This is a genomic window from Alishewanella sp. HH-ZS (assembly GCF_001704375.1).
Lineage (GTDB): Bacteria > Pseudomonadota > Gammaproteobacteria > Enterobacterales > Alteromonadaceae > Alishewanella > Alishewanella aestuarii.
The window spans coordinates 1-26,938 of the sequence record NZ_LZEJ01000018.1 but is presented as its reverse complement, the minus strand read 5'-3'; the positions used below and the strand labels follow the sequence as shown (position 1 = coordinate 26,938).

At 51.3% G+C, this 26,938-nt stretch carries 31 protein-coding genes; 19 read left to right on the top strand and 12 right to left on the bottom strand.

Features of this window, described 5'->3' with window-relative positions:
• The first annotated feature begins 11 nt into the window (after nt 1-11).
• The 13 genes from A9165_RS08835 (at nt 12) to A9165_RS08775 (ending at nt 11,631) form a co-directional block, all read left to right on the top strand.
• Nucleotides 12-1,091: a sensor histidine kinase gene (locus A9165_RS08835; RefSeq protein WP_065955609.1), complete on the top strand. Its 1,080-nt coding sequence runs from the start codon at nt 12-14 to the stop codon at nt 1,089-1,091.
• Entirely contained in the window at nt 1,069-1,776 is a 708-nt protein-coding gene (locus A9165_RS08830; RefSeq protein ID WP_008608882.1) for a LytTR family DNA-binding domain-containing protein, read from the top strand. Before A9165_RS08835 ends, A9165_RS08830 begins: the two co-directional genes overlap by 23 nt.
• A gap of 108 nt (nt 1,777-1,884) precedes the next feature.
• Complete coding sequence (locus tag A9165_RS08825) at nt 1,885-2,469, top strand: GspH/FimT family pseudopilin (protein WP_065955608.1); 585 nt, start codon at nt 1,885-1,887, stop codon at nt 2,467-2,469.
• Between the two features lie 13 nt (nt 2,470-2,482).
• Nucleotides 2,483-2,908 (top strand): type IV pilus modification protein PilV, encoded by a 426-nt coding sequence (gene pilV / locus A9165_RS08820; protein ID WP_065955607.1) that lies wholly within the window; start codon nt 2,483-2,485, stop codon nt 2,906-2,908.
• Complete coding sequence (locus tag A9165_RS08815; RefSeq protein ID WP_065955606.1) at nt 2,905-3,885, top strand: PilW family protein; 981 nt, start codon at nt 2,905-2,907, stop codon at nt 3,883-3,885. The genes pilV and A9165_RS08815 overlap by 4 nt, the downstream gene beginning before the upstream one ends.
• A 2-nt stretch (nt 3,886-3,887) precedes the next feature.
• Nucleotides 3,888-4,397, top strand: a complete 510-nt coding sequence (locus A9165_RS08810) for a PilX N-terminal domain-containing pilus assembly protein (protein WP_065955605.1) — start codon at nt 3,888-3,890, stop codon at nt 4,395-4,397.
• Nucleotides 4,398-4,406: 9 nt separating this feature from the next.
• Complete coding sequence (locus A9165_RS08805) at nt 4,407-7,820, top strand: pilus assembly protein (protein WP_065955604.1); 3,414 nt, start codon at nt 4,407-4,409, stop codon at nt 7,818-7,820.
• A complete protein-coding gene (locus A9165_RS08800) occupies nt 7,817-8,227 on the top strand; it encodes a type IV pilin protein (RefSeq protein ID WP_065955603.1) in 411 nt (136 codons plus the stop codon). The genes A9165_RS08805 and A9165_RS08800 overlap by 4 nt, the downstream gene beginning before the upstream one ends.
• Nucleotides 8,228-8,305: 78 nt before the next feature.
• Nucleotides 8,306-8,779, top strand: a complete 474-nt coding sequence (locus A9165_RS08795; RefSeq protein ID WP_065955602.1) for a prepilin-type N-terminal cleavage/methylation domain-containing protein — start codon at nt 8,306-8,308, stop codon at nt 8,777-8,779.
• Between the two features lie 3 nt (nt 8,780-8,782).
• On the top strand, nt 8,783-9,745 hold the full coding sequence (locus A9165_RS08790) for a PilW family protein (RefSeq protein WP_065955601.1): 963 nt from the start codon (nt 8,783-8,785) through the stop codon (nt 9,743-9,745).
• Between the two features lie 43 nt (nt 9,746-9,788).
• Nucleotides 9,789-10,166 (top strand): hypothetical protein, encoded by a 378-nt coding sequence (locus A9165_RS08785; RefSeq protein ID WP_255365682.1) that lies wholly within the window; start codon nt 9,789-9,791, stop codon nt 10,164-10,166.
• Nucleotides 10,163-11,230: a hypothetical protein gene (locus A9165_RS08780; RefSeq protein WP_065955600.1), complete on the top strand. Its 1,068-nt coding sequence runs from the start codon at nt 10,163-10,165 to the stop codon at nt 11,228-11,230. Before A9165_RS08785 ends, A9165_RS08780 begins: the two co-directional genes overlap by 4 nt.
• Nucleotides 11,230-11,631 (top strand): type IV pilin protein, encoded by a 402-nt coding sequence (locus tag A9165_RS08775; protein WP_065955599.1) that lies wholly within the window; start codon nt 11,230-11,232, stop codon nt 11,629-11,631. Before A9165_RS08780 ends, A9165_RS08775 begins: the two co-directional genes overlap by 1 nt.
• A 104-nt stretch (nt 11,632-11,735) precedes the next feature.
• Here the strand turns inward: A9165_RS08775 and A9165_RS08770 are convergent, their stop codons facing one another.
• Entirely contained in the window at nt 11,736-12,230 is a 495-nt protein-coding gene (locus A9165_RS08770) for a GspH/FimT family protein (RefSeq protein ID WP_065955598.1), read from the bottom strand.
• Between the two features lie 139 nt (nt 12,231-12,369).
• The gene (nadE, locus tag A9165_RS08765) at nt 12,370-13,203 is read right to left on the bottom strand and encodes an ammonia-dependent NAD(+) synthetase (RefSeq protein WP_008608862.1); all 834 of its coding nucleotides are present in this window, start codon (nt 13,201-13,203) and stop codon (nt 12,370-12,372) included.
• A 138-nt stretch (nt 13,204-13,341) separates the two neighbouring features.
• Here nadE and glnB point away from each other — a divergent pair, with 138 nt between their 5' ends.
• The gene (gene glnB / locus A9165_RS08760) at nt 13,342-13,680 is read left to right on the top strand and encodes a nitrogen regulatory protein P-II (protein ID WP_008949963.1); all 339 of its coding nucleotides are present in this window, start codon (nt 13,342-13,344) and stop codon (nt 13,678-13,680) included.
• A 28-nt stretch (nt 13,681-13,708) separates the two neighbouring features.
• Here the strand turns inward: glnB and A9165_RS08755 are convergent, their stop codons facing one another.
• The 3 genes from A9165_RS08755 to A9165_RS08745 are packed head-to-tail and all read right to left on the bottom strand — an operon-like array spanning nt 13,709 to nt 18,086.
• Nucleotides 13,709-15,247, bottom strand: coding sequence for an FAD-binding domain-containing protein (locus tag A9165_RS08755; protein ID WP_255365681.1), 1,539 nt, complete (start codon nt 15,245-15,247; stop codon nt 13,709-13,711).
• The gene (locus A9165_RS08750; RefSeq protein ID WP_065955596.1) at nt 15,220-16,560 is read right to left on the bottom strand and encodes a DASH family cryptochrome; all 1,341 of its coding nucleotides are present in this window, start codon (nt 16,558-16,560) and stop codon (nt 15,220-15,222) included. The genes A9165_RS08755 and A9165_RS08750 overlap by 28 nt, the downstream gene beginning before the upstream one ends.
• Nucleotides 16,557-18,086 (bottom strand): cryptochrome/photolyase family protein, encoded by a 1,530-nt coding sequence (locus tag A9165_RS08745; RefSeq protein ID WP_065955595.1) that lies wholly within the window; start codon nt 18,084-18,086, stop codon nt 16,557-16,559. Before A9165_RS08745 ends, A9165_RS08750 begins: the two co-directional genes overlap by 4 nt.
• A 124-nt stretch (nt 18,087-18,210) precedes the next feature.
• Here A9165_RS08745 and A9165_RS08740 point away from each other — a divergent pair, with 124 nt between their 5' ends.
• On the top strand, nt 18,211-18,837 hold the full coding sequence (locus tag A9165_RS08740) for a DUF2796 domain-containing protein (protein WP_065955594.1): 627 nt from the start codon (nt 18,211-18,213) through the stop codon (nt 18,835-18,837).
• Nucleotides 18,838-18,952: 115 nt separating this feature from the next.
• Here A9165_RS08740 and A9165_RS08735 read toward each other — a convergent pair whose 3' ends face one another.
• Entirely contained in the window at nt 18,953-19,498 is a 546-nt protein-coding gene (locus tag A9165_RS08735; protein WP_008608847.1) for a DUF3299 domain-containing protein, read from the bottom strand.
• Nucleotides 19,499-19,596: 98 nt separating this feature from the next.
• On the opposite strand from A9165_RS08735, the gene A9165_RS08730 reads away from it, so the two are divergent.
• The 3 genes from A9165_RS08730 to A9165_RS08720 are packed head-to-tail and all read left to right on the top strand — an operon-like array spanning nt 19,597 to nt 22,049.
• A complete protein-coding gene (locus A9165_RS08730; protein ID WP_065955634.1) occupies nt 19,597-20,289 on the top strand; it encodes an ABC transporter ATP-binding protein in 693 nt (230 codons plus the stop codon).
• Nucleotides 20,283-21,539, top strand: a complete 1,257-nt coding sequence (locus tag A9165_RS08725; protein WP_065955593.1) for an FtsX-like permease family protein — start codon at nt 20,283-20,285, stop codon at nt 21,537-21,539. Before A9165_RS08730 ends, A9165_RS08725 begins: the two co-directional genes overlap by 7 nt.
• Nucleotides 21,540-21,548: 9 nt before the next feature.
• Complete coding sequence (locus A9165_RS08720) at nt 21,549-22,049, top strand: DUF1543 domain-containing protein (protein WP_065955592.1); 501 nt, start codon at nt 21,549-21,551, stop codon at nt 22,047-22,049.
• Here A9165_RS08720 and A9165_RS08715 read toward each other — a convergent pair.
• Both A9165_RS08715 and A9165_RS08710 read right to left on the bottom strand, forming a co-directional pair.
• Complete coding sequence (locus A9165_RS08715; protein WP_065955591.1) at nt 21,964-23,019, bottom strand: metal-dependent hydrolase; 1,056 nt, start codon at nt 23,017-23,019, stop codon at nt 21,964-21,966. The genes A9165_RS08720 and A9165_RS08715 overlap by 86 nt on opposite strands.
• 23 nt (nt 23,020-23,042) lie before the next feature.
• Nucleotides 23,043-23,849 carry a PEP-CTERM/exosortase system-associated acyltransferase gene (locus A9165_RS08710; RefSeq protein ID WP_065955590.1) on the bottom strand — a complete coding sequence of 269 codons (807 nt, stop codon included), beginning with the start codon at nt 23,847-23,849 and terminating at the stop codon, nt 23,043-23,045.
• Nucleotides 23,850-23,943: 94 nt separating this feature from the next.
• On the opposite strand from A9165_RS08710, the gene A9165_RS16895 reads away from it, so the two are divergent.
• Nucleotides 23,944-24,102 carry a hypothetical protein gene (locus A9165_RS16895; protein WP_176714606.1) on the top strand — a complete coding sequence of 53 codons (159 nt, stop codon included), beginning with the start codon at nt 23,944-23,946 and terminating at the stop codon, nt 24,100-24,102.
• 249 nt (nt 24,103-24,351) lie between these two features.
• Here the strand turns inward: A9165_RS16895 and A9165_RS08705 are convergent, their stop codons facing one another.
• From A9165_RS08705 to vapB, 4 genes are all read right to left on the bottom strand, one after another.
• Entirely contained in the window at nt 24,352-24,984 is a 633-nt protein-coding gene (locus A9165_RS08705) for a hypothetical protein (RefSeq protein ID WP_065955589.1), read from the bottom strand.
• A complete protein-coding gene (locus tag A9165_RS08700; RefSeq protein ID WP_065955588.1) occupies nt 24,981-26,030 on the bottom strand; it encodes a DUF262 domain-containing protein in 1,050 nt (349 codons plus the stop codon). Before A9165_RS08700 ends, A9165_RS08705 begins: the two co-directional genes overlap by 4 nt.
• 115 nt (nt 26,031-26,145) lie before the next feature.
• Nucleotides 26,146-26,556: a tRNA(fMet)-specific endonuclease VapC gene (gene vapC, locus A9165_RS08695; RefSeq protein WP_065955587.1), complete on the bottom strand. Its 411-nt coding sequence runs from the start codon at nt 26,554-26,556 to the stop codon at nt 26,146-26,148.
• Nucleotides 26,556-26,789 (bottom strand): type II toxin-antitoxin system VapB family antitoxin, encoded by a 234-nt coding sequence (gene vapB, locus A9165_RS08690; RefSeq protein WP_065955586.1) that lies wholly within the window; start codon nt 26,787-26,789, stop codon nt 26,556-26,558. The genes vapC and vapB overlap by 1 nt, the downstream gene beginning before the upstream one ends.
• Nucleotides 26,790-26,938 lie beyond the last annotated feature (149 nt).

The following is a 26,938-nucleotide window of genomic DNA, read 5'->3' as shown; positions in this document are numbered from 1 at the left end:
CGGAGACGACCATGCGACAGACTGTGACGCAAGCTCCCGAACAGTCTGGCGTTTTTCCATCACTTTGCCGCGGTAAAATGCTGCTGCGGCTGCTGGTGTTAACCCAGGCCGTAGCTATCCTGCTGGCCTTTGCTCCCGGAATTAGCGGCGACCCCTGGCTCAGACTGGGGGTGATATCGCTCTGCAGTCACTGGATAACCTTGTTAAGTCTCGGGTTCTTGTGTCCGGCCTTGCAACGCTTGCCGGGTGTCAGTTTGCCTCGTCTGGCGACGCTGGTCGGTAGTGCCTTGTTGTTAGCAACCGTCCTGGTGTCGCTGGTGATCTGGTGGTACTTCGCTGCCGGCCTGCCGGAATATCAGAGTGTCTGGCATTTTACTGCAGCGAATATGCTGTTGGCTTTTGTCGTCTCGTTATTGTTAATTCAACTACTGTTAATGCATGCCGAGCGTGCCAGGCTGCTGGTTGCCCAGCAGCGGGCCGAGTTAGATGCCCTGCAGGCCAGGATTGCACCGCACTTTTTGTTCAATAGTTTAAATGCTATAGCAGAGTTGACGCATCAATCCAGTGCGGCGGCAGAGCAGAGTTTGTTGGATCTGGCTGATTTATTCCGGGCCGCCATGCAGGCGGGGCAATTGATCCCGCTTAGTCAGGAACTGGCATTAGCGCGCAAGTATTTGCAGCTGGAGTCGATCCGGCTTGGCGATAAACTGCAACTGGACTGGCAACTGCCAGCAGACTATCCGGATACTCAGCTGCCGGCGCTGACGTTACAACCCTTGCTGGAAAACGCAGTACGTTACGGTGTTGAACCAGCGTCGCAACCGGTCACCATTTCGGTGCAATTACTGGTTGGACAGCAGCAGCTGGTATTATTGATCACGAATCCGATTAACCACTCCACTATGCAGCCAGCCACGGCCTTAACGCAGCAAAACGGTATTGCGCTGAGTAATATCCGCAATCGTTTGGATCTGCTTTATGTCGAGCGACAGCAATTTAGCTGCAGCGCGCAGGATGGTGTATTCAGGGTTAAACTGGTGTTACCTATCATAAAACGGGAGACAGCGGATGCGGGCGCTAATCATAGATGATGAACCTCTGGCACGGGCCCGCTTAAAACGTTTACTGCAAACGAGCGCGCAGTTTGCAGAAATCGATGAAGCTGCGGACGCTGAGCAGGCGCTCCTGCTCAATCAGCAACACCTGCCAGATGTGGTGTTTCTGGACATTAACTTACCCGGCAAAAATGGCTTAGAGCTGGCAAGGGTTTTCGCCATTCAGCCAACACCACCGGCAATCATCTTTTGCACCGCTTATGCAGAACATGCACTGGCAGCCTATGACTGTGCGCCGAAAGACTATTTACTGAAACCTGTCAGTCAGCAAAGTTTGGATAAAGCACTGGCGAAGTTGAGTCTGGTAACGCGGGCGGACCAGCGAGCCCGGGAGTCTGACACGGCGAAATTAGTCTATCTGCAGGGCGGAATTAAACGCTCACTGTCACTGAGTGAGGTGTGTTATTTTCGCGCCGGCGATAAATATGTGACGGCGGTACTGCCGGCGCAGGAGATCTTGCTGGAAGAAAGTCTGTTGGCACTACAGCAACGTTTTCCAAATCAGTTGTTGCGGATCCATCGTAGTCTGCTGGTGCATAAGGCGCATTGTCAGGCGCTGTTAACCCGGGATGGCAAACACTATATGCAATGCCAGGGGCGCCCTGAGCTACTGGAAGTTAGCCGCCGTCTGCTCAGCCAGGTTAAACAAGCGCTGGCTTAACCGCTTATCTGAAATTTCAACCGCTGGTCAAGCCGGCTTTTACCTTGTTTGTACTCGCCGCTATAGTAAAACTGAGACAGGTTTTCACCACCCGATAAGGAAGTGGCTGTGCAAAAAGCAAACATATCCGGCTTTACGTTAATCGAGGTAATGGTAACAGTGGCGGTGCTGGCAATAGTGATTACTGTAGCCGTGCCCAGCTTTGGCAATTTACTGGCCGCAAACCGTTTAACCGGCCAATCAAATGAACTGCTTGGTGCACTGGCGTTGGCCAGAAACGAAGCCATTAAGCAAAATCAGGACATCGTATTTTGCCACAGTAATGATCTGCTGGTTTGCGAAAATGCACCTGCTGCGGGCTGGCGTGGTTATCTGGTCATCAGGTTAGCCCCCAACCCGGAAGATAACCTTGTGATTGCTGCTGGTCGTCTTAGCTCAGCCAACCTTATCTTGTTGGCCAGCCCTGCCATAGATGATTCGATCCTTAATGTTAGGCAGGTGATTCGCTTTAATCCGCAAGGTGTGGTGCGCCAGGGTAATCGGGAAGCGGTATTAAACGGTGTGCTGCGGGTGTGTACTAATGTCGCCAGTATCAATCCGAATGCACGGGATATCCAGCTGAGATCCGGCGGACGGGTCAGAATTGTGCAAATTCATAACGCTGGCTGTAATGCCCCGACAGACTTAACTTAGCGTAGGTACAGTGATGAAACTAAAAAATCGCAAAAGCCAAACTGCACAGCGGGGCGTCACCCTGCTGGAAGTTATGATCGCAGTCTTTGTGCTGGGGATAGGGTTATTAGGTGTAGCCGCGTTACAAGGTGCCAGTGTCAGACATACCAATAATGCCCTGGAGCGGACTATGGCAGTGATCCTGACCGAAACCCTGTCTGAGTTACTGCGTGCGAATCCAGAACTGGCACGGCAGGGCAGTTTTGCCTTTAGTGATTGTACCGGCAGTACTGAGCTGGGCACACATGGCTGGGTATTGGACGTGAAACAAGCGACTCGGGCAGCTACTTGTCCAGAAGTTGAATGGGTTGCTGCACGAAATGTCTATATTGTGACAATTGAATGGGATGATGAAAGAACCGGCGTTGATAGCCGGGTTATTACGGAAATTATGCCATGAACAAGCAGTTAACAGGCTTCACGCTGGTTGAATTGATGGTGGCGATGGTACTGGGCTTACTGGTACTCGGTGGTGCTCTGACAGTATTCCTGGCCAATCAAACCACTGGCCGCGCCAATCAGGCGCTGGCAGAAATTCAGAATACCGCCCGGATGGCACATCTGCTAATGGCACATGATATCCGCAATGCCGGCTTTACCGGTTGTGGCAACTCGCCGCGGGTAGCAAATGTGGTCTCGATTGATCTCGCTACTAACCCAATTTGGGCCAATTGGCGCGATGGCCAGGGTATCCGCGGTTTGCCTGCGCCGGTTGGCGCTATTAATGGCCGCAATGCTAATGCCGGCTCAGAAGCATTACGGGTGCTCTACGGTGGCGGTAGAAGTAATACCATTCGTTTATATGATGGCCAAACACTAACACTAAATAGTCCTTCAGTGGTTGGAGCCGGTGAGTTGGCCATTGCCTGTGATGAGAACCTGGCCAGTATTTTTCAGGTTAATCAGGTCGGTGGCGTAGCACAAAACGAAGTTCAGCATACGGTGGCCGAAGCTGGGCTAAATTGTGACGCTAACCTGGGTTTTGTCGCGCCGGAGGATTGGGCCTGCGGTGTGCACCCGGCGCGTAACTTTAATAATGGCGCCATGCTAATGCGTTTGGAGTCCGTGGCCTGGTTTGTCGCGCCCAGCCTGGATGATGCCAATGTTTCGTCATTGTTTCGCGCTTCGTTGATTAATGGCGGGCAACTAAATGAAGAGGTGCTATTTGGCGTAAACAATCTGCAGTTTGCTTACTTAAACGGCGACACCATGGCATTTCAAACAGCGGCGGCGGTGACCGCTGCTAATGCCTGGGGCAGGGTTATAGCGGTCAACGTCACCCTAACCTTAGATCCGGCTATTTTGCAAGGAACAGAGGTACCGGCAAACGCCAGAACGATTCGTTTCTTAGTATCGCTGCGTAATAGATTGGGGTAATTATGATGAGATCCAGACAACAAGGTGTTGCTTTGGTGGTCAGTTTACTGCTGCTGTTAGCCATTACCCTGGTTGCGGTCAGTAATATGCGGCGTACCACAGTACAGGAGCGAATGACAGGTAACCTCTATGACAGTCAGCTGGTGATGCAACAAGCGGAAGCAGCCTTACTTTTCGCTGAGCGGCGTTTAGAAAATGCAGCTTTGCCGGCTGGCCCAGTTGGCTTGATAGGTCAGCCGGGCATTTACAATTTACCCAATCCGCTGGCGGCCGATCGTTGGGCACCGGGGAATAACTCGCAGTGGCAACCGGGGCCGGCGATGAATGACGATATGGTGGTACAGGCAGAATATATTATCGAATATATGGGGGACTGGGCCTATCCGCCGGACTGTGACCGTTCGTTAACGATACCGGCAAATTGCCTGCAACCTACCTTTAGAATTACCGCCAGGGTACCAGCGAATGATGGCCGGGCAGAAACCATGTTACAAACCGTTTGGCGTCGTTGAGGACAAGCTATGAAACCTTTTAACGCAATACCTATGCTGAGTAAACCGGCGTTTTTGTTCGGATTGCTCTTTGGCGCCGCCAGTGCCCACAGTGCAATCCAGATCTCGAATGTACCACTGCAAACCGGTAGTGCTGTGCCGCCCAATATTATGTTTATTATCGATGACTCGGGGTCGATGCATTGGGAAATTACGCCGGATGAGTTCAGAGGTTCAGCGTACTATATGTTTCCTCGAGCCAATGGCGTTTATGGCGCCGATGATTATACAAATACTGTAGTCTCATTCCGTGACGAATCCTCTACAGCAGCAGCTGAACGCAACTTTGTTGCTACCATGCGCTCCTTCGAGGTGAATAAGTCTTACTATAATCCAGAGATAACCTATCGACCTTGGGTAAGGGCTGACGGCAGCTCTTTTCCTCCAGCGCCCCCTGCTGCGGCGCCGCATCATCCGATCAGGAATGTCGGTACCCGGAACTTAACGGCAGACAACTCCCAGTCGGCAACCTGGGTTACCTGTACTGTCGGTGCATCTGGCTCCAGTTCATGCAGCACCAGTAGTCAGACCCGGACTTTCTTTCCTGCGGTCTATTTTCAGTATAATGGCGGCAACCGCTTTGCCCGTGCCAGTTATACTAAAGTGGAGATCCGGCCAACCACGACCTCTTATAGTGGCGGTGGCAGGACTAACCGCACCGATTGTACCGGCGGGGTTTGTACTTATGCCCAGGAAATCCAGAATTTTGCCAATTGGTATACCTACTACCGTTCCAGAATGTTGGCTTCACAAGGCGGTATTGGTCGGGCTTTCGTTAGTCAGTCAGAGCGGATGCGGGTCGGCTTTGGTTCCCTAAATGCGGCTTCAACTAACGTCGACGGTGTCAGTACCAGAACTATTATCCGTGGCGTACGGCCTTTTTCCGGCTCTGATAAGGACGATTTCTACAGTCGTTTATACACAAGTAATTGGCCAACTTCTAACACCCCACTGCGCAGGGCGTTGGATGATGCGGGCCGTTACTTCTCCCGTACTGATAGTAGAGGGCCCTGGGGGTTAAATCCGGGCTCAGGTACAGAGCCGACTTTAGATCATATTACTTGCCGGCAGAGCTTTACCATCCTGATGACCGATGGTTATTGGAATGACGCCGAAGCAACTACCGCAGGTGCCAGAGCCAATGTTGACGGTAGCACAGGTCCTCTAATCACAGGTCCGAATAATTTGAGTTTTCAATATCAGCCCAGATCGCCATTTTCTGATGGGCATAGTAACACGCTAGCCGACGTTGCCATGTATTACTGGAACCGTGATCTGAGACCTGATTTGGAAAATCGAGTGCCAACCAGCACTATTAACCCAGCCTTCTGGCAACATATGGTGACCTTTGGTGTGGGGTTAGGTGTAACAGGCTCAGTTAGTCCTACTACTGCATTTAATGCGATTAGTAATCTTGCTAGTGTTACATGGAACAACCCGACAACGAATGCCGCTAAGTTGGATGACCTGCTGCATGCTGCAGTTAATGGTCGTGGTGGTTTCTTTACCGCAGATAACCCGGATGATTTTGCCCGCAGACTGGAGGCGACGCTAAGGGCAATTCAAGATAGGGTGGCGTCAGCGTCCAATCTGGCAGGTACTACGACCTCAACCCAGGCAGATAATTTCGTGTTTCAGGGCAGTTTTAATTCGGGTGAGTGGAGTGGTGCATTAAAGGCATTCAATATTGACGACACTGTAGTGCCGGTTTGGGAAGCCAATTTCCCGGCCTGGGATAGTAGAAATATTTTCTTTGGTAAGCGAAATAATGCCGGTGCAGCGGCTTTTACAACTGCTAATGTTAATGCTGATGGAAATGCCTTAAGTGGCAACGGAGACTTGATTGACTATCTGCGCGGTGATCAGACTAAAGAGGAAGGTGAATCTGCCCAATTTAGAAAGCGGGTCAGTATATTGGGTGATATTGCTAACTCGTCACCATTGTACCTAGCAAATCCGGTAAATCGCAATTTTCAGCGCTACAATTGGGCAGGTGCCAGTAGTTATCGGGACTTTTTAGCCGAGCAACAGAACCGGCAACCAGTGGTCTATGTTGGCGCTAACGATGGCATGTTACATGGGTTTAATGCTACCAATGGCACGGAAATTATGGCTTATGTTCCGGCTTCAGTACTTACGCCAGCAGCAAATCTCGCGGATTATGCCAGCACAGAATACGAGCACCGCTACTTTGTCGATGGCTCCCCGGTCGCTTTTGACGTTTATCTCGGCGGCAGTTGGAGAACCATTCTCATAGGTTCTTTAGGCCGCGGTGGTACCGGTCTGTTTGCAATAGATGTTACCTCACCCACAGCATTGGCAAGTGCTAATGCGGCGGAGCTGGTACTTTGGGATAAGAGTTTTCCGGAGCTGGGTATCACAACCAGTAAACCAGTAGTTGCGCGCTTAAATAATAACAAGTGGGCTGTGGTTGTAGGCTATGGTTACAACAATAGCGTCAATAAGGCCGGTTTATTGGTTATTGATTTGGAAACCGGCGAGGTATTGCGAAAACTAGATGCCGGTACTGCTTTGAATAATGGCACTGGCCAGGTTGAAGGCTGGGATGCTAACGGCGATGGGATTACGGATTGGTTTTTTGTTGGCGATCTGCAGGGCAATATCTGGAAGTTTGACTTATCTTCCAATACAGCAGCCAGCTGGGCAGTAGCTTATGGCGGTGATCCCTTGTTTGTGGCAACAGACAAAAATGGCGTGCGCCAACCTGTTACCGGCGGTTTAACGCTGAGCTCGGATCCGAAGACCGGTTATCTTTGGGTTAACTTCGGTACCGGACGGATGTTGTCAGAAGAGGACCCTTTGACCAGCAGCCTGAATACCTGGTATGGGATCCGGGATGGTTCCAAGATTACCAGCCGTAGTGAATTACAGGAGCGAAAAATTCTCGGCGAGCAAAATAATGCCCGTGTCATTGAACTGGGCGCACCCAATGATATGACGACGAAGCGGGGCTGGTTTATTGATTTGGGCGATCAGCGGGAGCGGATCGTAAACCGGCCGCAGCTGGTTGGTAATGCGATGGTCGTCAATACTATTATTCCGGGTGATAACCTGTGTAATCCGCAAGGTAGCGGCTGGGTAATGTCAGTTGACCCGTACACAGGTAGTCGTCTGCGTTACAATTTCTTTGATCGTAACAATGATGGTATTTTTGATGGCAATGATTCTATAAGTATTCCCGGTGTCAACAATGGTGAACTTACCGTCGTCAGTGCGATCCGCTTTGATGGTATGCCGAGTGAGCCGGTATTCTTTGATAACAAAATGATTGTCGGCTTGGCAGATACCCGTATTGCTGATGTTGATGTCGATCTGGAATTTTTACGCGGCAGGGTATCCTGGCGGGAGTTAAGTAATCCATGATGATAAATAAAATTAAAGGTATCACGCTAATCGAGTTAATGGTGGCGGTGGCAATAGTCGGTATTCTGGCCTCTATTGCCTACCCATCCTACCGCGATTATGTGTTGCGTAGTAATCGTGGTGCAGCTACCGCTTGCGTGATGGAGCTGTCCCACTTTATGGAGCGAAGATACTCGGCAAACTTCAGTTATGAAGATATTGAGTTACCTGATTTACAATGTATAAACGATTTAAACCAACGTTATATTTTTAGTTTAGGCACTCCAGGTCAAAGAACTTATCAGATTACCGCAACCCCATCCGCAGCCCAGGCTGGGGATGGTTGTGGTGTGCTGACCTATGATCAGACCGGGCGCAAGGGGGCTAACGGTGGTTTTGATCTGGCAACAGTGCAAAGGTGCTGGTAAAAAAATTCACAAATCTTGTTGAAATTTTAACAAGGTGATCTAAGTTTATTTACCTAAGGGTTGCTAAACGAGGTCGCCATGTTACGCCAACAGGGAGTGACTTTAGTCGAGGTACTGGTCACTTTACTGATCTTAAAAGTCGGCTTACTGACAGTGCTTGCCGCTCAGCTGCAAGCACTGCGCTTGACTACCGATGCCTTGCAAACCACCACAGCGGTGGCGCTGGCGCGTGATATCCTGCCACAACTTTCCAGTTTTCATACTGCTACAGATACCGCTCTCGATATATTGCCGGAAACGGGTATGCCGCCTTGCGCGTCGGGTTGCGTTGATGGAGATTACCGCCAGCATTTGCTGGCGCGCTGGCAGCAGCAATGGCTAACCGATAGTGGCTACGGGCTCTTGCTGGCGCCCGAGTTTTGCCTACAGCAGCAAGCCGGACACATCAGATTGCAAGCCAGCTGGCAACAGCGCTCGGCGCTAAGCCTGGCCAGCCAGCACTGCGGCGGCGGGCCAGGCCGGACCGGTCTACAGGTTCCTGCCATGGAGTAGCCTATGACTGGTAAGCAAGGAGGCTTTTCATTAATCGAATTAATGATCGCCAGTACGCTGGCGCTGCTGCTGTTAGCGTTGATGTTAACTGCTTTTAGTAGTCTTAGTGCTGCTTCTACCCAGAGCAGGCAGCTGGCGTTTTTGCAGCAAAATGGCCAGCTGGTACTGAATTTGTTGTATAACGAGTTTGAAAACAGTGGCTTCTGGGCCGGTCAATCGCTAGCACAAGTCAGGCAAAGTAGCAGCCAGGCTGCGCCACCGGCCGCCGATTGCCGGCTGCCCGGTATGACGCATGGTAGTTTTCCGCTTACCAATGAGCCCTTTCTGACGCTTTATGCCGCGGCGGCCGGTAGCAGCGGGCAATTATCCTGTTTGTCTAACCTGGCAAATGGCACTGAGTTTATCCAACTCAAACGCACTTTGGGTTTAGCTGTAACGCCTGATGAAATGCGTGCCAACCGTTATTACTTCTGGCCGCAGTGGCAGCAAGCGCAGTTCGTCGATCGTGACAGTGCTATTCCGGCTCAGACACTGCTTTTTCCCTACCAACATTTAGTGCTGTATATCCAATGGCAGCAACACAGCACTGGCAGTATACCGGTCTTGATGCGCAAGCGTCTGGTTCGCACTGCAGGCGGACAAGCCAGTATCAGTACCGACTCGGTAGTCGATGGGGTGGAGCGGCTGCACTTTGAGTTTCTGCTCGATCTGGATCAGGACGGGCAACCTGATGCCATAGTACCCACCGCCGATATGACCAGCGGCAACTGGTTTCAACAAGATGCGCGGATCCTGGGTGTCCGCTTCTTTGTGTTACTGCGGGCGTTGGAGCCGGATATGCGGTATCAGAATCAGCGTTTATATCAGTTGGGATCGCAGCAGTTTGCTGCGCCCGGCGATCACTACCGGCGCCTGCTGTTAAGCGGGGCGGTGAATTTTAGTTTTGCCAGTACGGCAGAGGAGTGAGGACGACAATCCAGAGTATTGTTACTGAAACTACGGAGGAGCTATGAGAGAGCATGGAATGGTTTTACTCAGTGCACTGTTGTTTTTAGTGGTTATGTTATTAATGGTCAGTAGTAATTTATATATTAGCCAGCTTAGCGTGAAATCGGCTCAGGCAGCGCAGCAGCAACTGCAACTGGACGTACAGGCATTGCAGGCGCATCTGTTACAGTTATCCGGTTTGGATCCGGAACTGCTACCTGATCCGGTATCAGCTCTGCCCTCTTGCCCAGGAACCTATGCCGCCTGGTCAGATGCCAGCATGCAATGTGAGTTGGTGTTATTTGAAACAGCAGAGCAACATCATCAATACCCGCTTTATACCCGCTACGGCAGCATGCTGCTACGTAAAAGGTTGCAGATCCCGGAGTTTGCACCATGAGCCCCCGCATTCTGCTACTTTGGCTACTACTACAAAGTCTGGCTTTGCCTGCGGCTTGCCCGGAGTTTCTGCCGGCTGAACCGGCACGGCTAACGCTTAACCATCAGCAACAGACTATACAGGCGGAGCTGAGCTGGGCCGCAGCGTCGTCGGAGCCTGCCGAGCTGCAGGTGCTCGGCGCAGCAGATCAGCAACTACTTGCCAGCATCGCGCTGAATCATCCGGCTTTTTCCGGTAGCTTTGCGGCGCAGCCGCTGGCAGAAGATGCGGATCTGGATGGGCTGGCGGATCATCTGTGGCTGGTGAATCAACAAGGCTTAATTTGGCGGGTGGCTTTTTCCGGCAACCAACTGGGTACGCCTGTGCTATTGGCGGACTTGTCCGGGCTTGGACTGCAGTTTCGTTATAGCGTCAGCTTGCTCAGAACGCGATTACCAGGTCGCCTGGCGCCGGCAGTCTGGCAAAATCTGGAGCAGCATCTGCTGTTATTGCTTGGCCGCGACCCACTGTCGGATCAGGATGTGTTGCTGCTATTGCGTTATAGCGTTAATCCGGCGCTGCAGACCTTTGTCCAGGGCGCTCAGCTCACAGATCGCACTGAATTATCCGATGCAGAGCAGCAACTTACGCTCAGTGCTGCTGATTGGCGTAATTTGTTGGCAACGGCGGGTTGGCAAATGCGCTTAAACGGTCGCTTAACGGCACTGCCGCGAGTGGTTGCCGGTGTGATCTATGCGCCTTTAATGCGCGCAACCGCAGACAGTTGCCAGCCTGAACTGGCCGAGCATCAGCTATTGGCGGTGCAATTACATACCGCAGGGCAGGTCTATCAAAGCCGGCAGCTGAGCATCCCCTATCTGGCAGACGGGCGTCTGCAATTGCAACAGCAGGTGGATCTGAGTGTCAGCCTGATCTGGACTAATACCGAGCAGCAACTGACTATTCTGCCGGTACTGCGGCGGATCAGTGGTGATTGCCATTATTGCAGTGAGCCGTTGCAGCTGGATGCCAGAGCTTTTATCCGACGTCTGGCTACCTTTAAAGACGAGCAGGGGGCCTTTTAATGACAACGCGTGGCTTTACGCTGCTGGAGATGCTGATCACATTGCTGTTGCTGGGGATCCTGGCCAGTATCAGTTACCCGTCTTATCAGCAATATATCCTGCGCTCCTACCGTGCCCAGGCGGTTACTACCTTATTAGAACTGGCTGCCCGGCAAGAGCAATATCTGCTGGCAGAAGGTCGTTACGCCACCAGTGCTGTTGAGTTGGGGCTAAGCTCAGCGCTAACTCTTAACGGCCGTTATCAGTTACAGCTGTCGGCAAGCACGGCACCGCACAGCTATTTACTGCTGTTAACGGCGCAGGGACCTCAACAACAGGACCAACTCTGCCGGCAGTTTAGTCTGAATCATCTTGGGCAGCGCAATCCCGGTTTGGCCGAACCGTTAAGCTGTTGGGAGTAAAGGCAATGGTGGCGTCAGCAAGTCCGCTTATGCTGCAGTTAAAAGAGCAGCAATGCCAATATGACGCAGAGCCTTGGCGATGAGCAAGCTAAAGCGAAATCCATTCAGGGGCAGGCGGTATTGATATAATGCAGCCTGCTGCGTCCGGCCTGATTTAATACCAGCCGGTAATGCCAGTTAAAGCGGCTGGGCGGACAGTAATAAAAGGTACCGTTTTCCAGCGCATTTAAACTGCCATCACGGCGAAACTCCAGCTGCTGGCGGTTATAGTTCAGACGATGCCCGCCTGGTAGCGCCGGTAGTTCCCGTAATAGCAATGGTGGTGTCGGCTCTGGCAACTGTAACGTCAACCTAATGGGATCGTGCTGCCAGTTGCCCAGACATTGATTGCCGCTGACCGGGCACAAGCGTACCGGTTGCAGATGGCTACTGGCTTGCAGCCTGGCAAAATGTAAGTGACGGCTGAATTGCTGCATATAACTTTTGGCGCGTTGCTGGTGGATAAGTTCGTCCATCGCCGGCGCACCGATGGATAGCAAGATAGCTAACACCGCTAACGCGATCAGTAGTTCAAGTAAGGTTAACCCAAGTTGGCGCATATCCAGACTCCTTTGCTACTGCTTTGAAGTCTAGCGCGAAGATATGTAATGTGAAATAAATGTTATTTATATTGTTCTTGGTTGTTATGCTAAAACGCCCTAAAGCGGTAATTCGGCCCGCTTTAGGGGATGAGCGCTGTTACAAAGGGTCGTATACCGTTGGGATCGGTTGGCGCTTATGTTGGGTTTTTTGATAGATCTGCACTAAACGCGCGCTGACCGCCGCATCCACTGCCTTACCTTCCAAAAAGTCATCAATTTGCTGGTAAGTAAGTCCCAAAGCCGCTTCATCGGCCTTTTGCGGCGCCATACATTCCAGATCGGCTGTCGGTGTTTTTTCTACCAGTAGTTCCGGCGCGCCCAGATGCCGTGCCAAGGCCCGGACCTGGCGTTTACTTAAGCCAAACAGCGGTGCCAGATCACAGGCACCGTCACCCCATTTGGTGTAGAAGCCGGTAATATTTTCTGCCGAATGATCGGTACCCAGCACTAAACCGCCTTGCAGCGCCGCAATATGATACTGCGCCAGCATCCGGCAGCGTGCTTTAACATTGCCTTTGGCAAAATCCTGCTGCGCTTCACCCGGTAACGGCAGGCTCTCAATACCCAGTAAGGTACTCTGATGCAGCGCATCTGCCGCCGCCTTAATATTGACCGTCACGCTAAGGCTGGGTTGGATAAAACGCAGCGCCAGCTGCGCTTCCTCTTCATCTTTTTGCACACCGTATGGCAGCCGTACCGCGATAAACTGATAGCCACCACTCTGTTCACGGTTTAATTCATCCACCGCTAACTGGGCCAGCCGGCCACAGGTGGTGGAATCGACACCGCCACTGATGCCAAGTACCAGAGTTTTTAAGCCGGCACTTTGCAGCCTCGCTTTAATAAAGTCGACCCGGCGGCGGATCTCAAATTCGACATCGATCTGCGGCAGCACCCGCATTTCCCGGATAATTGCTTGTTCTATGCTCATAGTGGCCTCGCTGTTGGTTATTGATATCTTAACGGATTTATTGCTGAAAGGATCAACAAAATGCGCTCTGACAGCTGAAGCCGGCCGTCTGTTGTATTATACTGCGGCCACCATCTAAGCAGAGCGATGAGTTCTACCATGAAAAAAATTGAAGCCATTATCAAACCCTTTAAGCTCGATGACGTGCGCGAAGCGCTGGCCGATCTGAATATTACCGGCATGACGGTAACTGAAGTTAAAGGCTTTGGCCGGCAGAAAGGCCACACTGAGTTATACCGCGGCGCTGAATATATGGTGGATTTTTTGCCTAAGGTGAAGCTGGAAATCGTGGTCACTGATGAGCAGGTAGAACGTTGTGTCGAAGCCATTATGACCACAGCGCAAACCGGCCGCATTGGTGATGGTAAGATCTTCGTGTTTGATGTGGAACGGGTGATCCGTATTCGTACCGGTGAAGAAGACGAAGAGGCCATCTAAGCTGCACTAGTCAGCTTAAGCCAAGGTGTTAGTCGAATAACCCGAGCTGACTGCTCTGCTTTACTGAGCGCCGCTCTGCTGGCCGATTCCGGCTGGCATGGCGCTGAAATACCTGACGCTTTTCCAGTTCAAACTGCCCGCGTTGCTGTGCCAGCCACTGACTGAGTTTTGCTCTGGCGGCGCTTACGGCCTGGCTGGCCGCGACCACCGGTGCCGGATAATCACGGCCTATCACACAACCGTATTGCTGTTGCAGCGAGGTGCTCATCAACCAGGGCTGATGCAGCCAGCTGTCCGGCACCCGGCGTAATTCCGGCAGCCATTGCCGGATAAAATCACCCTTGGGATCTTTTTGCATACTTTGCTTTACCGGGTTGTACATGCGGTTGGGGTTGATCCCGGTCGTGCCGGCTTGCATCTGTATTTGCGGATAGTGGATGCCCGGCTCGTAGTCGACAAAGCATTGTGCCAGATGTAATGCCAGCGGCCGCCAGTGCAGCCATAAATGATAACTGGCAAAGGCCACCAACATGGCGCGGCCGCGAAAGTGCAGCCAACCGGTATGTAGCAGCGAGCGCATGGCAGCGTCAATCAGCGGATAGCCGGTCTGACCGCTGGCCCAGGCTTGATACAGCGCCGCATCAAAGGCGTCCTCGCGTAAGCCATCAAAGCCGCGATGCATATTACGCATTTCCACTTCCGGTTCATCTTCCAGCTTCTGTATAAAGTGGCAATGCCAGCGCAGCCGGCTGTAAAACGCCTGCAGCCCGCGTTTTTGCTGCGTGGAATCGCTGGCCTTACGTTGTTGCTCGGTAAGCTGCTGCAGTTGACGGATACTAAGCTGGCCATAAGCCAGAAAGGGGCTGAGACGGGAGCAGCTGTTTACTGCGCGCGCCGCAAAAGAAATGCCGCCATGATAGTGCTGGCTGCGTTGGTGTAGAAAGCTATCCAGCGTTTGTTGCAGCTGCCAGCCATGCTGCCGCTGCTGACACGCCGGCAAATCGCGGCTACGTTGCGGTACCGGCAGCGGCGCCAGCCAGTTCGCGGCGCAAATAAAAGGTAGCCTCGCCGGGCAGGGGTAAAGCGGTTGGCTGAGCCAATGATCAGCTTGCTCGAACCAGTGATCACGGGAGCTGAGCGCGCGGATCACCGCAAACTGCGGGTATTGCTGCCAGGGCAGAGCCAGTTCTGCCAGTAAACGTGCTACTGCCAGATCACGTTGATAGCTCCATAAATTACCGGTTTCCTGGTGGCTATAGACAGCGCTGATCGGAAAGCGGGCACAGAGTTCACGTAGTACCCGGGTCGCGGCGCCATAACATACTAACAGCGGCTGCCCCAGTGCTGTCAGTTGCTGCTGCAGCTGCGTCAGAGCTTCGCTGACAAAGGCCCAGTGCCGTAACGACACGTCAGGCTGTTGCCAATAATCCGGCTCGACAATATAGACTGGTAACACGGCGCTGCCATTTTTGGCGGCATAAAACAGCGCGGCGTGGTCTTCGAGGCGCAGGTCGCGTTTAAACCACAGCAGATGCATCGCTAGAGTTCGCTTAACCAGCTGCGCCATTGCGGTAACAGGCGGGCGTGCGCGGCAGGGCGATGCGCTGCCTTACCGACGCCGCTGATGTCCGGCAGCAGCTCCCGCACAAAGGCCGCGTCCGGATCGTACCAGAGCGCCTGCTTAATCGGGTTAAAGGGCCGGGCTTCACTATTACCATAGCCTGCGATATAGGCCCAGTTACCCCAGTTACTGGCCACATCATAATCGAGTAGCCGCTGCTCGAAGTAGGCAGCGCCCAGCCGCCAGTCCAGCGCCAAGTCATGCACCAGATAGCTGGCCACATTCTGCCGGCCGCGGTTACTCATTAAACCGCTCTGATTTAACAGCCGCATATTGGCATCGATAAAAGGCACGCCAGTGTTACCGGCACACCAGTTGGCAAAAGCATGCTGCTGCGAGTTGTTCAGGTTGGGTTTGCTGTAATCAGCCTTACCGCTGATGCCGGTTTTGCTAAACCAGCGCGCCTGATATTTGCGCATTTGCCAGCGGAAAAACTCCCGCCACAGTAATTCAAATTTTAGCCAGTAGGTCGATTCGTTAGCTTCGATCTGCTGTTCAAATTGTTCCACCTGCTGCCAGCAGCGGCGCACCGACAAGGTTCCAAGGCTGAGCGGCGTTGAGAAAAAACTGGCGTAATGCTCACCGATGAGCGCATTGCGGCTGTCTTTGTAATGCAGAATATGCTGGCCCTGCCAGATAAAATGCTTAAGTCGCGCCAGCGCCTTAGTTTCATCCCAGCGCGCCGGAACGCTGTTGCCAAGCCATTGCTGCAGTATCGCCTGCTGCGAGTAAGTAGCGGCAGCTGCCGGGCTTAACCAGTCACCAGCAGGCTGCGTCGTTTGCGGCGGCGTGACCAACAGGCTTGGCTCCAACTGTTTGCGAAATTGCGTAAAGCGATCGGGCAAGCGGCCAAGTTCTGGTCTTAGCGTAGCGCCGAGTAGGCTGTTATTATCCTGCAGTTCCAGCGCAAGCATGGGGGTCAGAGCACGCAGCGCCTGGTATTCCTCCGGTGCCGTTGGCTCACTGGCCAGCAGCCTATCGGCCTGCAGCTGTTCTGCTAACTGTAAAAGTTCGCTGCGGGTATCGCCAAAGCGGATAATCAGGCCAATATTGTGCTGTGCCAGGGCCTCAGTGAGCGCCTGAACGGCTTGCAGCTGGGTTTTCAGGCGCCACAGGTTGCAGCGATAGAGGCCATACTGGCGGCCAAAGCACTGCTGCTGCTCAAGCACCACAACGGCAGCGGCAGGCCCCGCTGGCGCCTTGAGCAGTGGATTGTCATCCAGCCGTAAGCCGCTATTTAGTAGTACCAGTGTTGTCATAACTGCTCAATCTGTATTAACCACTGCGCAGCCTGGGCACGGATCGCCTGTTGCTGCTCCGGCGTTTTGTTATGCCAGTTTTTATAAGCCAGCTGCATCCGTGCATTCTGACCTAATTGCGACTCGTTACGGGCCAGAAAATCCCAATATAGGGCGTTAAAAGGGCAGGCTTTGGCACCTGTCACCTCTTTCACCTGGTAGTGGCAATGCTTGCAATAGTTGCTCATCCGGTTGATATAGGCGCCGCTGGCGGCATAGGGTTTTGACGCCAGAATGCCACCATCGGCAAATAACGCCATTCCCAGCGTATTAGGCAACTCAACCCACTCGTAGGCATCGACATAAACCGCCAGGTACCAGGCCGTGACTTCATCGATGGCTAAGCCCGCCAGCAAGGCAAAGTTACCGGTAACCATTAAGCGTTGAATATGATGCGCATAGCCATGTTGCAGGGTTTGACTGATCGCCTGCTGCATACAGCGCATCTTAGTTCCGGCATGCCAGTAAAACCCGGGCAAAGGTGTATGCGCCTGCAGGAAATTATGGCGGCTGTAGTCTGGCATCATTAACCAATACAGCCCGCGGACATATTCGCGCCAGCCAATGAGCTGCCGGATAAAGCCTTCGGCGGCATTCAGGCTGACGCTTTGTTCGCGCCACGCGGTTTCGACTTTCTGGCACATCCAGCGCACATCCAGTAAACCGGCATTCAGGTACATCGAACAGATGCTGTGAAACAAGAATGGCTGTTCCAGCAGCATCGCATCCTGATAATCGCCAAAATTGGCCAGCTGCTGATCAACAAAATGCAAGAACGCCTGCCGGGCGGCTTTACCGGTGACGGCATAGTGAAATTCGCCGACGCTGCCAGGATGGTCGGCAAACTCGGTTTCAACCAGCGCCATCACCTGCCGGGTAATGTCATCGGGGCTAAACTGCAATGGCGGAACTTGCTTTAGATCCGGAGGGCAGGCTTTGCGATTGTCTTTATCGTAGTTCCATTGGCCACCGACAGGTTGTTGCTTCGCATCCATCAGTAAGCCGGTGTAGCGGCGCATCTGGCGGTAAAAAAACTCCATCCTCAGCTGCTGGCGATCAGTGGCCCACTGTGCAAACATCGCCGTTGAACAGATAAAACGATCATCCTCCAGCACGTGCAGCGGCAAACTGAAGCGTTCGCGCCAGCTCAGTATTTCCTGTTGCAACCGGTATTCGCCGCACTCGGTGATGACAATGTCACTGAACTCTTGCTGCTGCAGGGCATAGGCCACGGCATCGGTCATACTGTGGATACCCGGCTGAGCGCCGTATTCCAGATAACAAAGCGCAAAGCCCTGTTGCCGCAAGGTTGCGGCAAAATGACGCATTGCGCTAAACAGTAAAATGATTTTGTGCTTATGATGTTTAACGTAACGGGCTTCGGTTTTCACCTCTGCCATCAGAATCAGGTCGTCAGGACCTGCCTGACGCAGGCTGGCCAGGGCCGGGCTTAATTGATCGCCCAGAATAATAATCAGTTTGCGCATAGCGGCCACAGTTAATCAGAGTTATGGCAAGTACGGGCGCGGGCCCTTTGGCGATCATTCGTTAGCGTTGCAGTCGCGTAAAAACTGAGTATGATGTGACACAATAACATTTGAGGAGAAGGCTATGTCATCAAAATTGCTCGCCCTGCTGCTGCCCGCCTTACTGCTGGGCCCGGCTGCGCTGGTTCAGGCGCACCCGGCACATCAGCACGACAAAGCGCCTAAGGCTGAACAACATAATCACGATCATGATCATAAACACGATCATGACCACAAGCATGAGCACGACCATGATCATGATGACATGACTCAATTGGGTGCCCATGTGCATGGCGCGGCGACGCTGACCCTGGTGCTGGAAGGCAATGAACTGCAACTGGCGTTGCAATCTGCCGCCTACAATATCGTCGGTTTTGAACATGCGCCAAGCAATAACGAGCAACGGCAGGAAATTGCGCTGGCGCTGGATAATCTTGCTCAGGCAACCTGGCTTACTTTAAGCCGCGACGCCCACTGCGAAGTGCAAAGCGCCGATGCTAATACTGATCTGACCGAACCGGGTTACACTGGTCATGGCGATTTTTATGCCAATATCAGTTTGCTGTGTCAAAACCCGGCGCGTTTGCAGCAGTTGGAGCTGGGGTTGTTCAGTCTGACGCCGGCACTGGAAAAGGTGGAGGTGCAGTGGGTGATTAACGGTCGCCAGGGCGCTGCTACAGCAACGCTGAATAACAACAGTATTCGATTCTAACGGCAGTTGTATTGCAAGGCGCTGGAAAAGCAGCGCCATAAAAAAGCCGGTATTGCTAAAACAGCAAACCGGCTTTTTTGTAACTGTTTTTGTTACTAATTTTTGTTACGGGGCGTTACCAGGTATATTCTTCTACCTTATCGGCCTTGATGCTGTAAGCCGCATTGGCTAAGTCATGCGAGACACTGTCGGTGGTAATGGTGCCGCTGATCCAGAATGGCGAATAGATCATATCCGCGCGCAGATTGGACGCGCCGGTAACATAGATAATCTGGTTTGGTGGCGGTGGCGGTACGTGGATACAGGCACCAAAGTAGGGTACCAGGAAGAAACTGGTCACATTTTGTTTGTCATCAAATTCCAGCGGCACAATAAAGCCCGGGATCCGGACCTTAACGTTATTAAATTCCGGTTTTACCTTGGCTGACTGTAAAATTTGCTGCCAGGCCTGGGCAGTAGGGTCATTACCATTGTAGTTATCTTCAAACGGTGAAGGCTGACTATAGTCGTGCGTCACCTCGGGTAAGGACTGTAATAGCTTCAGGTCCTCTTCCGGCATTAAATCAGTCCATTCAATGGTTTTAACCTCGGCCGCCTGCAGGCTAAAAGCCAACATTGCGGTCAGTACCAAAGAAAACGCAACAGACAACTTGTTGAACATTGGAGTTTCGCCTCTTAATTAACGCATAATACGGCACAGAACACTGCACAGCACATTGCACTATGCTGCGCTATCATAGCATGCAGAAAGGAGACCCTGTGACCACCAAGCCGAAATTTCCTGCGATTGAACTCAAAGATCTTAAATTTTGGTACCAGCCCGGCGGCTGGCAACTGGCCATCCCAAAGTTGTCGCTAAGTAGCGGCCAGCACCTCTTTGTACGCGGTGCCTCGGGCAGTGGTAAAACTACGCTATTGAATTTGTTATGCGGTATTACCGTGCCTAACGCCGGTGAGATCTGGTTAAACGGCATGGCGCTGCATCAGCTCAGTGCGTCGCGTCGCGATAAATTGCGCGCCTCGGAGATCGGGGTGGTGTTTCAGCAACTGAACCTGATCCCCTATCTAAGCGTGCTGGATAACGTACTGTTACGCGCGGCCTTTGCCAGGGCGCCGGCCGCAGCAATGCAGCAGCGGGCCCGCGAGCTGTTGACGGCACTGGGACTGGGAGATAATTACTGGCAGCAACAAGCCAGCCAGTTAAGCGTAGGTCAGCAGCAGCGGGTCGCCATTGCCCGGGCTTTACTGACCCAGCCAACCTTACTGATTGCCGATGAACCCACCTCAGCCTTGGATGCCGATAACCGCGATGCCTTTATGCAGGTATTGCTCAGTGAAGCGGATAAAAGCGGCACTACTGTGATCTTTGTCAGCCATGACAGTCAGTTGCAGCGTTATTTTCATTATCAACTGGCGATGACAGCCCTGGAGCAAGGAGTAGTGGCATGTTAATCAAACTCGCCCGTCTAAGTTTATGGAACCGCCGGGGCACTGTGCTGCTAACCCTGTTGTCGCTAACCATTAGTCTGGTGCTGCTACTGGGAATTGATCATATCCGTAAAGAAGCCCGCAGTAGCTTTACCAATACGGTGTCTGGTACTGATCTGATCGTCGGCGCCCGCTCTGGTCAGCTGAATTTGTTGCTGTATTCGGTATTCCGGATCGGTAATGCCACCGCGAATGTCAGCTGGGCAACCTATGAGCGGATCAGCCGGCATCCACAAATCGCCTGGACTATCCCGTTATCGCTCGGCGATTCGCACCGCGGCTACCGGGTTTTGGGCACGAATCAGGGCTATTTTGAACATTTCCGCTACGCCTCATCGCAGCAGCTGCAGTTTGCTGAGGGCGTGCCCTTTGCTGGTGTTTATGATGCGGTATTAGGCGCTGAGGTGGCAAAGCGCCTGGGCTATGTGCTGGGGCAGGAAATCGTACTGGCGCATGGTATCGGCGCGGTCAGTTTTTCCGAGCATAAAGACAAGCCTTTTACTGTCGTCGGCATCCTGGCGCCAACCGGCACTCCTGTTGATCAAACTGTACATGTTAGCCTGGAAGGCATTGAGGCCATCCATATCGACTGGCAGCAGGGCGCGCCTATGCCTGGCCGGCAGGTCAGTGCCGAACAGGCGCTGGAAATGGATTTAACTCCCAAGGCAATTACCGCCTTTATGGTGGGGTTGAATTCACGGATGGCCACCTTTGTGGTGCAGCGGCAGATCAATGAGTTTCGTGGCGAACCCCTGACTGCCATCTTACCCGGGGTGGCACTGGCTGAGCTGTGGCAGATGCTGGGCATGGTAGAGAATATGCTGCTGCTGATCACCTTATTGGTGCTGGTGGCAGCTTTAGTTGGCATGATGACCACCTTGCTGGCTTCGATGCGGGAGCGGCAACGGGAAATGGCGATTTTACGTGCAGTGGGGGCCAGCCCCTGGTATCTGTTTTGGCTGATCCAACTGGAAGTGCTGTTACTGACCAGTGTGTCGATGCTTAGCAGTGCCATGTTACTTTTGGCAGCGCTGTGGGGTGTGCAGGACTATCTGGCGGCAAACTATGGCCTCTTTATCAGCCTGAGCCCCTTTAGCTTACAAAGCCTGTACTGGGCTGGCGGCATTCTGGCTGCCGCTGCGCTACTGGCCTGCGTACCGGCCTTGGTGGCTTATCGCCGTGCCCTGACTGATGGTTTAAGTATTCGTTTATAAGGACAGCTGATGCAGCTATTTTTAGTTTATTTAGGTGGCACCGCACCCGGTGCCAATATTGAACTGCACGATGTGCGTTTTGTGGTTGGCGAGACTATTGAGCAGACTTACCCTCAGCTGCGCCAGCAATGGTTTGGCGAGATTAAAGGCCTGCATCTAGACAGCTATCTGGCGCTACATAATGTTGATGGCTATCAGATCCGTCTGTCGACGACGCCGGTTGAGCAGGCGGAAAAGCTGTTTTTTGTTAATTTTGGTGGCTATTACGCGGGCAAGATTGCCGAGCAGCATGATTTTATGCTCTGTGTGGCGAAGAGTGCGGCAGAGGCTAAGGCAAGGGCTAAAGCTCTGCTATTGACCGATGCCGATAGCCCGCACAAAGATGATTTGCTGCAGCTGGACGACTGCCTGCCGTTACAGCAGGCTAGTGGTTACTATATTGAGCTGCTACCGGGCGGTCAGGCTCAGCCTCTGCGTCCGGACTGGTCAGGTTACGAGGTAATTGGTTAGCAGCACTCAGTTCACCGGTAAGGGTGCGCCACACCCAGCTTACAGTTTCGGCCAGCTGAAACTGCCGAGGTATACGGCTAACCGGTAGCCCCGGCTCCGCGGCCAGCACAAAACTAAAGGCATAGTTTTGTTGCTGCCCCATCCGTAAATCTGTCATCACCACTTGCTCGCCCTGTTGTTCCAGGGCGAAAAAGCCTTGGGTAAAAGCCGCCAGTGTCTGCACATCCGGATGCTGCTGATAACGCTGGTATAACTCAGGATCCAGTGGGTAACGCTGAAACACGATGTCGCTGTTCTTTTCCAGCAACGAGTAAAAACCTTCATAGTAAGCTTCTTCGGACACCAGCAGTACCCGCCACAGCAAGGTGTTCAGTGCGGTCGGTACCACCAGCACCCTGGCGTCATTGCTTACCGGCTGCTTGGCAGCAATTTGTAATACATGCTGCTGCGCAGCCAGCCCCCAGAGTAAATAACAGCTGGAGAACACCAGCGCTGCGGTATTAGCAGCCAGGGCCCTTTTGCCACGCCAGAGCACCCAGACCAGGCCGAGCAATAATGGCAGCGTATAAAGAGGATCGATAATAAAGATGCTACCCACCGCAAACGGATGATTACTAAAGGGCAGCGCCAGCTGGGTGCCATAGATGGTAAGAGTATCCAGCAGGGGGTGGGTAATTAGCACCAGCCAGATCGCCAGCAACCAATGACGGTATAGCGGCATTTGCTGATGAATTTTACAGATCAGCAGCGCCAGCAGCGGTGATAACAAAGTCAGATAAAACAGCGCATGGCTAAAGCCACGGTGGTACACCATATTACTCAGCGCATCACCGTAGTCGATCAAGATATCCAGATCCGGCAGCGTGCCGGCCACCGCGCCCCAGAGCGCGGCTTTTTTGACTGAGCTTTTGCGGCCCACTACAGCAACGGCAACCGCCGAGCCAAGGGCAATTTGGGTTAATGAATCCATAGTGCTATGTAATCCGTCAGATGTTAGCGGATGCCAGAGAGGCTAACCTGCGCCAGTTGCGCCGCCAGCACTTGCCGTAACAGCTTATAATCATCACACAGAGTATAGAGGCTTTTGTCTACGTCCAGATAATAGGCAGCGCGCTGGCCATTCAGTTCAATCGGCGCACTGATTTGTCGGAACTGAAAGCCGACCCGGTTGAGCATTCTGGCCAGAGCGGGCGCAACCACAGCGTAGGCGTGTGCTATGCCCTCGCTGTAGGCTTGCTCCAGCGCAGCCAGATACAAACCCGCCGCCAGATAACGATAATGACTGTTGTTCGGGCTAACCTGCAACGGATTCAACTGGCTAAGTGCCGGATTATGCGGTTGCTGTTGGCGGCGAAATTCACCGGCCAGCGCCAGGCGTGATAATTCGCAAACGCTGTGCGGCGCAAAGGCAGCTGGCTGCAATTGTGGTTCAGTAAAATGGTCGTCAAAATAACTGACTACCGGTAACTGTTCGGCAGCTGTACGGCAATACACCATCCGCATAGTGCCTGCCAGGCTTCGGCTTTGCCGGTGTTGCAGCAGATAATGGGCAGAGCGCTGATCGTAGTGATCCTGCTCAATCGCATTGGCGTTGGTGGGTTCAAAGCCTAACTCTTCGCAATATACCTGATGGCGCAAGCGATAGCTTTGTTGCTGCTCGTCGCTACTAACGGCGCGTTTGATCTGAAAATCACGCTGAAACAATAATGCCCAGTGACCACCTTGCTGTGAGTGTGGTTCGCTGGGCACAGCAGTTTGTGGCAGGCTAAGCGCGAGACTGGCCTGAGAATTAGAATGCATGGCGCAACCCTGACAATAGGAAAATGCTGTTTTTGTTGTAATAGCATAAGCCGGCCGGCGCGTCCTGAATGCGGCATTCTTCCCTGATACAGCTATGCAACTGGCCGCCCATTTTCAGGCGCAGCGCAGCACTGCTGCTTACTATGCAGATTTTATTTGCAGAGATCAAACCAGCAAGCGCTTATTTAGCAGCAAATCGCTGCTAAATCACCACAGGGCAAGGGAAAAAGGTGTGAAAATTATTTATACATAGTATCGATACAGAGTGTATTTCGCATCGCCAAGGTTATGATAAAGCGGCTTTGGGGGCAGGATAGTCGCTAAGAGGTTAAATTGCTGCTGGCAAACAAAGATTGCTAGATGGTGAGATTATGCTGTGGTTTGTGGTTACGGCAATAAAAAAGCGGCGCTAATGCGCCGCTTCTCTAGTTGGTGGAGCTGGCGGGAGTTGAACTTTCTAAAAACATAATAAAATCAATACCTCTTACATGATTTGTAATTGTCACGAAGTTACAATATCGGCTATTAGTTGAAGCTCATCAAGCCAGTAATAAATAGCTTCAGTTCTAGCATTAGGATCTTGCATCCACATGATATCAATTGGATGCGAGAAGCCATGACCTAGATAAAAGGGCAGTAGTTGTTTCACATTAGCAATTGTCTCTGAATTCAAGTGAGCTGTTGCATTTCTGACTGTCTGAATATGAGGAATAGCTTTAGTCGGTTGCCCAAAACCCATTAACAAAGTAGTCATATTACTGGGCATAAGTGTATTAACTGCAGAAATTAATACATTTTGATCACCCCAAGTGGGCTCTTCCCTCAAAAATGCGATTGTTTTTGAGGGTTTAATAGGATTACCTCGCTTAGCTTGTTGTACAACATAACCTAATCGTTGCCATGATTTATCCCCTGCTATTGGAGGTACTCTGGCTCCGGATCTAGTCGTTGTACCATTGCACGAGCTTAGGATTACTTCTCTGGAAAATGAGCACCAAGCCTGCCAGAGATCGGAAAGTAGGCTGATATTCAAATACTGAATCATCCATAACTCACTTCTATGGTTGAGAATGAGGTCAGCGCGTTGTTTGAATTTAGTGCTTTTCTTTATGAAGCTTTTGTATTGATCGTTCATTTCGGATCAAGAATCTGCGCCAGTACTTTAGTTCTCGCTCTTCTTTGAGCAACTTTTGTTGTTGTACTTAATGCCGCAGCAACATATTGACCATATTTGCCTGTGACTTCTTTTAGCTCTTGCGCATCTGATATTTCCAACAAAGCCATTTTTACGTCATTTGAAACTTTAATTGCTTTATTTCTAGTAGGAAAACCTAAATCCACTTCTCCATTTGGTATTCCGTGTGTGATATGAGCATAAGCTGCGAACAAAGAATGGATCGCATATGGTTTCGATAAATTTGTACCGCGTAACTCTGAAAAATTAGTCGCCATACTCTCGAAGAAACCTGAAATAATGCTTTCATAAATAGCTGCAACTGGGAAAGCATCATCATACTTGCTGTAAATTTTATTAATTTCAGTTTCAGATTTGTTTATTAAGCCTTTTTCTAAAACAAGTGATAATTCAGCTATAAGCTCGCTATCAGACATCCTGACTATTTGTTTGGTAGTCAAAATTCCCCATTCTTCTAACATGGGGCTAATTTTTGAAGATAACTCAACGGCAAACCACTTAAAAGCTCCTTGAAATTGAGAATGCCTTTTTTCTGCAGTATTCAGTGGTGCAGTATATGCGTTCATTCTCCTGAACATTTCTAATAGTTCGGAACGTTGAGCTGCCAAAATAACATCCACCGGTACTCGGTACATTAAAAATTTTTCTTGTTGTTCCTCGCTCAAATTGGAAAAAGCCATCCCGGCATAATTTTTAGAGCCTTTGTTTAATTTGAAATCACCATCAACAAATTCCAGTATTGTCATTAGGCGCTGTTGACCATCAATAACTTCCATTACTGGGCGCCTTTTAGCTCTATCAAATAACTGATAAAAATACATTTTAGGGAATGGATAATTCTCAAGAAGAGTATCAATAAAAAAAACCTTGGCTGATATTGGCCAAACTCCAGATGCTCTTTGATAGTGTCGATTAATTATCAGATCTTTCTTTTTGAAAAGTTCAGCTATCTCTGCAATTGTATATTCAGAATGGTTAATGTTCATGTCTGCTATCCCGTTGGACTAACCGTTTACAATGTAATGCCCGATTAGATTTATAATTTTTAGTTATACCCTTTAAAAGGGACGTCTATTACTTCTTCTAATAAACTCCACGAGTCTAGTCGATATTTTTGATCCAGTTTTCAAGCCTCAAGCCTGAAACGCTAATAAATTCTTTTGTGTTGTTTGTAACCAAGGAAAGGCTTTTACTTCTGCAATGTCCCGCAATGTGGATATCATCTAGACCTATCAGATTACCTTTTTTTTCTAGTTCAGCTCTTATCTCACCATAGTGCTGAGCAGCAACTTCACCATACTGTAAGGTTTCTAGTCTGGAAACAAAATCTTCTACTACTTTTCGGTTTTGCTCTGGTCTCGCGCTTTTCTCTACACCATGACAAAGCTCTGCGTAGGTAATAGAGCTGATACACATTAAGCCTGCATACTTGTTAAAGGTTTCCAGCACTTCAACAGGGCGGTGCTTTATTACATATATGCAGATATTGGTATCCAGCATATATTTCAGCATTAAAAGGCTTCCCGTTCTTGCTGCTCTTGTGATGCCCGTTCAGTCATAAAGTCGTCTGTTACCGCAGGGCATTGCATGAAAAACGAATCCCAGCTGTTGGCAACATGCGTTAGGATGCGGTCTTTACCGACAACACGCACCACCACCTTTTTTACATCGTCTGGAAAACGCGCTTCAACCGGCAGTCGCACCGCCTGGGTATTGTTATTTTTAAACACTGTGCCCGTATCCATATTCAACTCCAACAACTAGATAGTAGAAGTATATACCTATGGCGCAGGATACTCAAAGTATCGAGCAGTAAATCCGGCAGCGGGAATGGCAGGCAATAAAAAAGCGGCGCTGATACGCCGCTTCTCTAAATAACTGTGCCAAATAGTAG

Bases quoted from the DNA above. Each gene is read 5' to 3' on its own strand.
- A9165_RS08835 (WP_065955609.1), top strand. From the start codon at position 12: ATGCGACAGACTGTGACGCAAGCTCCCGAACAGTCTGGCGTTTTTCCA.
- A9165_RS08830 (WP_008608882.1), top strand. From the start codon at position 1,069: ATGCGGGCGCTAATCATAGATGATGAACCTCTGGCACGGGCCCGCTTA.
- pilV (WP_065955607.1), top strand. From the start codon at position 2,483: ATGAAACTAAAAAATCGCAAAAGCCAAACTGCACAGCGGGGCGTCACC.
- A9165_RS08815 (WP_065955606.1), top strand. From the start codon at position 2,905: ATGAACAAGCAGTTAACAGGCTTCACGCTGGTTGAATTGATGGTGGCG.
- A9165_RS08810 (WP_065955605.1), top strand. From the start codon at position 3,888: ATGATGAGATCCAGACAACAAGGTGTTGCTTTGGTGGTCAGTTTACTG.
- A9165_RS08805 (WP_065955604.1), top strand. From the start codon at position 4,407: ATGAAACCTTTTAACGCAATACCTATGCTGAGTAAACCGGCGTTTTTG.
- A9165_RS08800 (WP_065955603.1), top strand. From the start codon at position 7,817: ATGATGATAAATAAAATTAAAGGTATCACGCTAATCGAGTTAATGGTG.
- A9165_RS08795 (WP_065955602.1), top strand. From the start codon at position 8,306: ATGTTACGCCAACAGGGAGTGACTTTAGTCGAGGTACTGGTCACTTTA.
- A9165_RS08790 (WP_065955601.1), top strand. From the start codon at position 8,783: ATGACTGGTAAGCAAGGAGGCTTTTCATTAATCGAATTAATGATCGCC.
- A9165_RS08785 (WP_255365682.1), top strand. From the start codon at position 9,789: ATGAGAGAGCATGGAATGGTTTTACTCAGTGCACTGTTGTTTTTAGTG.
- A9165_RS08780 (WP_065955600.1), top strand. From the start codon at position 10,163: ATGAGCCCCCGCATTCTGCTACTTTGGCTACTACTACAAAGTCTGGCT.
- A9165_RS08775 (WP_065955599.1), top strand. From the start codon at position 11,230: ATGACAACGCGTGGCTTTACGCTGCTGGAGATGCTGATCACATTGCTG.
- A9165_RS08770 (WP_065955598.1), bottom strand. From the start codon at position 12,230: ATGCGCCAACTTGGGTTAACCTTACTTGAACTACTGATCGCGTTAGCG.
- nadE (WP_008608862.1), bottom strand. From the start codon at position 13,203: ATGAGCATAGAACAAGCAATTATCCGGGAAATGCGGGTGCTGCCGCAG.
- glnB (WP_008949963.1), top strand. From the start codon at position 13,342: ATGAAAAAAATTGAAGCCATTATCAAACCCTTTAAGCTCGATGACGTG.
- A9165_RS08755 (WP_255365681.1), bottom strand. From the start codon at position 15,247: ATGGCGCAGCTGGTTAAGCGAACTCTAGCGATGCATCTGCTGTGGTTT.
- A9165_RS08750 (WP_065955596.1), bottom strand. From the start codon at position 16,560: ATGACAACACTGGTACTACTAAATAGCGGCTTACGGCTGGATGACAAT.
- A9165_RS08745 (WP_065955595.1), bottom strand. From the start codon at position 18,086: ATGCGCAAACTGATTATTATTCTGGGCGATCAATTAAGCCCGGCCCTG.
- A9165_RS08740 (WP_065955594.1), top strand. From the start codon at position 18,211: ATGTCATCAAAATTGCTCGCCCTGCTGCTGCCCGCCTTACTGCTGGGC.
- A9165_RS08735 (WP_008608847.1), bottom strand. From the start codon at position 19,498: ATGTTCAACAAGTTGTCTGTTGCGTTTTCTTTGGTACTGACCGCAATG.
- A9165_RS08725 (WP_065955593.1), top strand. From the start codon at position 20,283: ATGTTAATCAAACTCGCCCGTCTAAGTTTATGGAACCGCCGGGGCACT.
- A9165_RS08720 (WP_065955592.1), top strand. From the start codon at position 21,549: ATGCAGCTATTTTTAGTTTATTTAGGTGGCACCGCACCCGGTGCCAAT.
- A9165_RS08715 (WP_065955591.1), bottom strand. From the start codon at position 23,019: ATGGATTCATTAACCCAAATTGCCCTTGGCTCGGCGGTTGCCGTTGCT.
- A9165_RS08710 (WP_065955590.1), bottom strand. From the start codon at position 23,849: ATGCATTCTAATTCTCAGGCCAGTCTCGCGCTTAGCCTGCCACAAACT.
- A9165_RS16895 (WP_176714606.1), top strand. From the start codon at position 23,944: ATGCAACTGGCCGCCCATTTTCAGGCGCAGCGCAGCACTGCTGCTTAC.
- A9165_RS08705 (WP_065955589.1), bottom strand. From the start codon at position 24,984: ATGAACGATCAATACAAAAGCTTCATAAAGAAAAGCACTAAATTCAAA.
- A9165_RS08700 (WP_065955588.1), bottom strand. From the start codon at position 26,030: ATGAACATTAACCATTCTGAATATACAATTGCAGAGATAGCTGAACTT.
- vapC (WP_065955587.1), bottom strand. From the start codon at position 26,556: ATGCTGAAATATATGCTGGATACCAATATCTGCATATATGTAATAAAG.
- vapB (WP_065955586.1), bottom strand. From the start codon at position 26,789: ATGGATACGGGCACAGTGTTTAAAAATAACAATACCCAGGCGGTGCGA.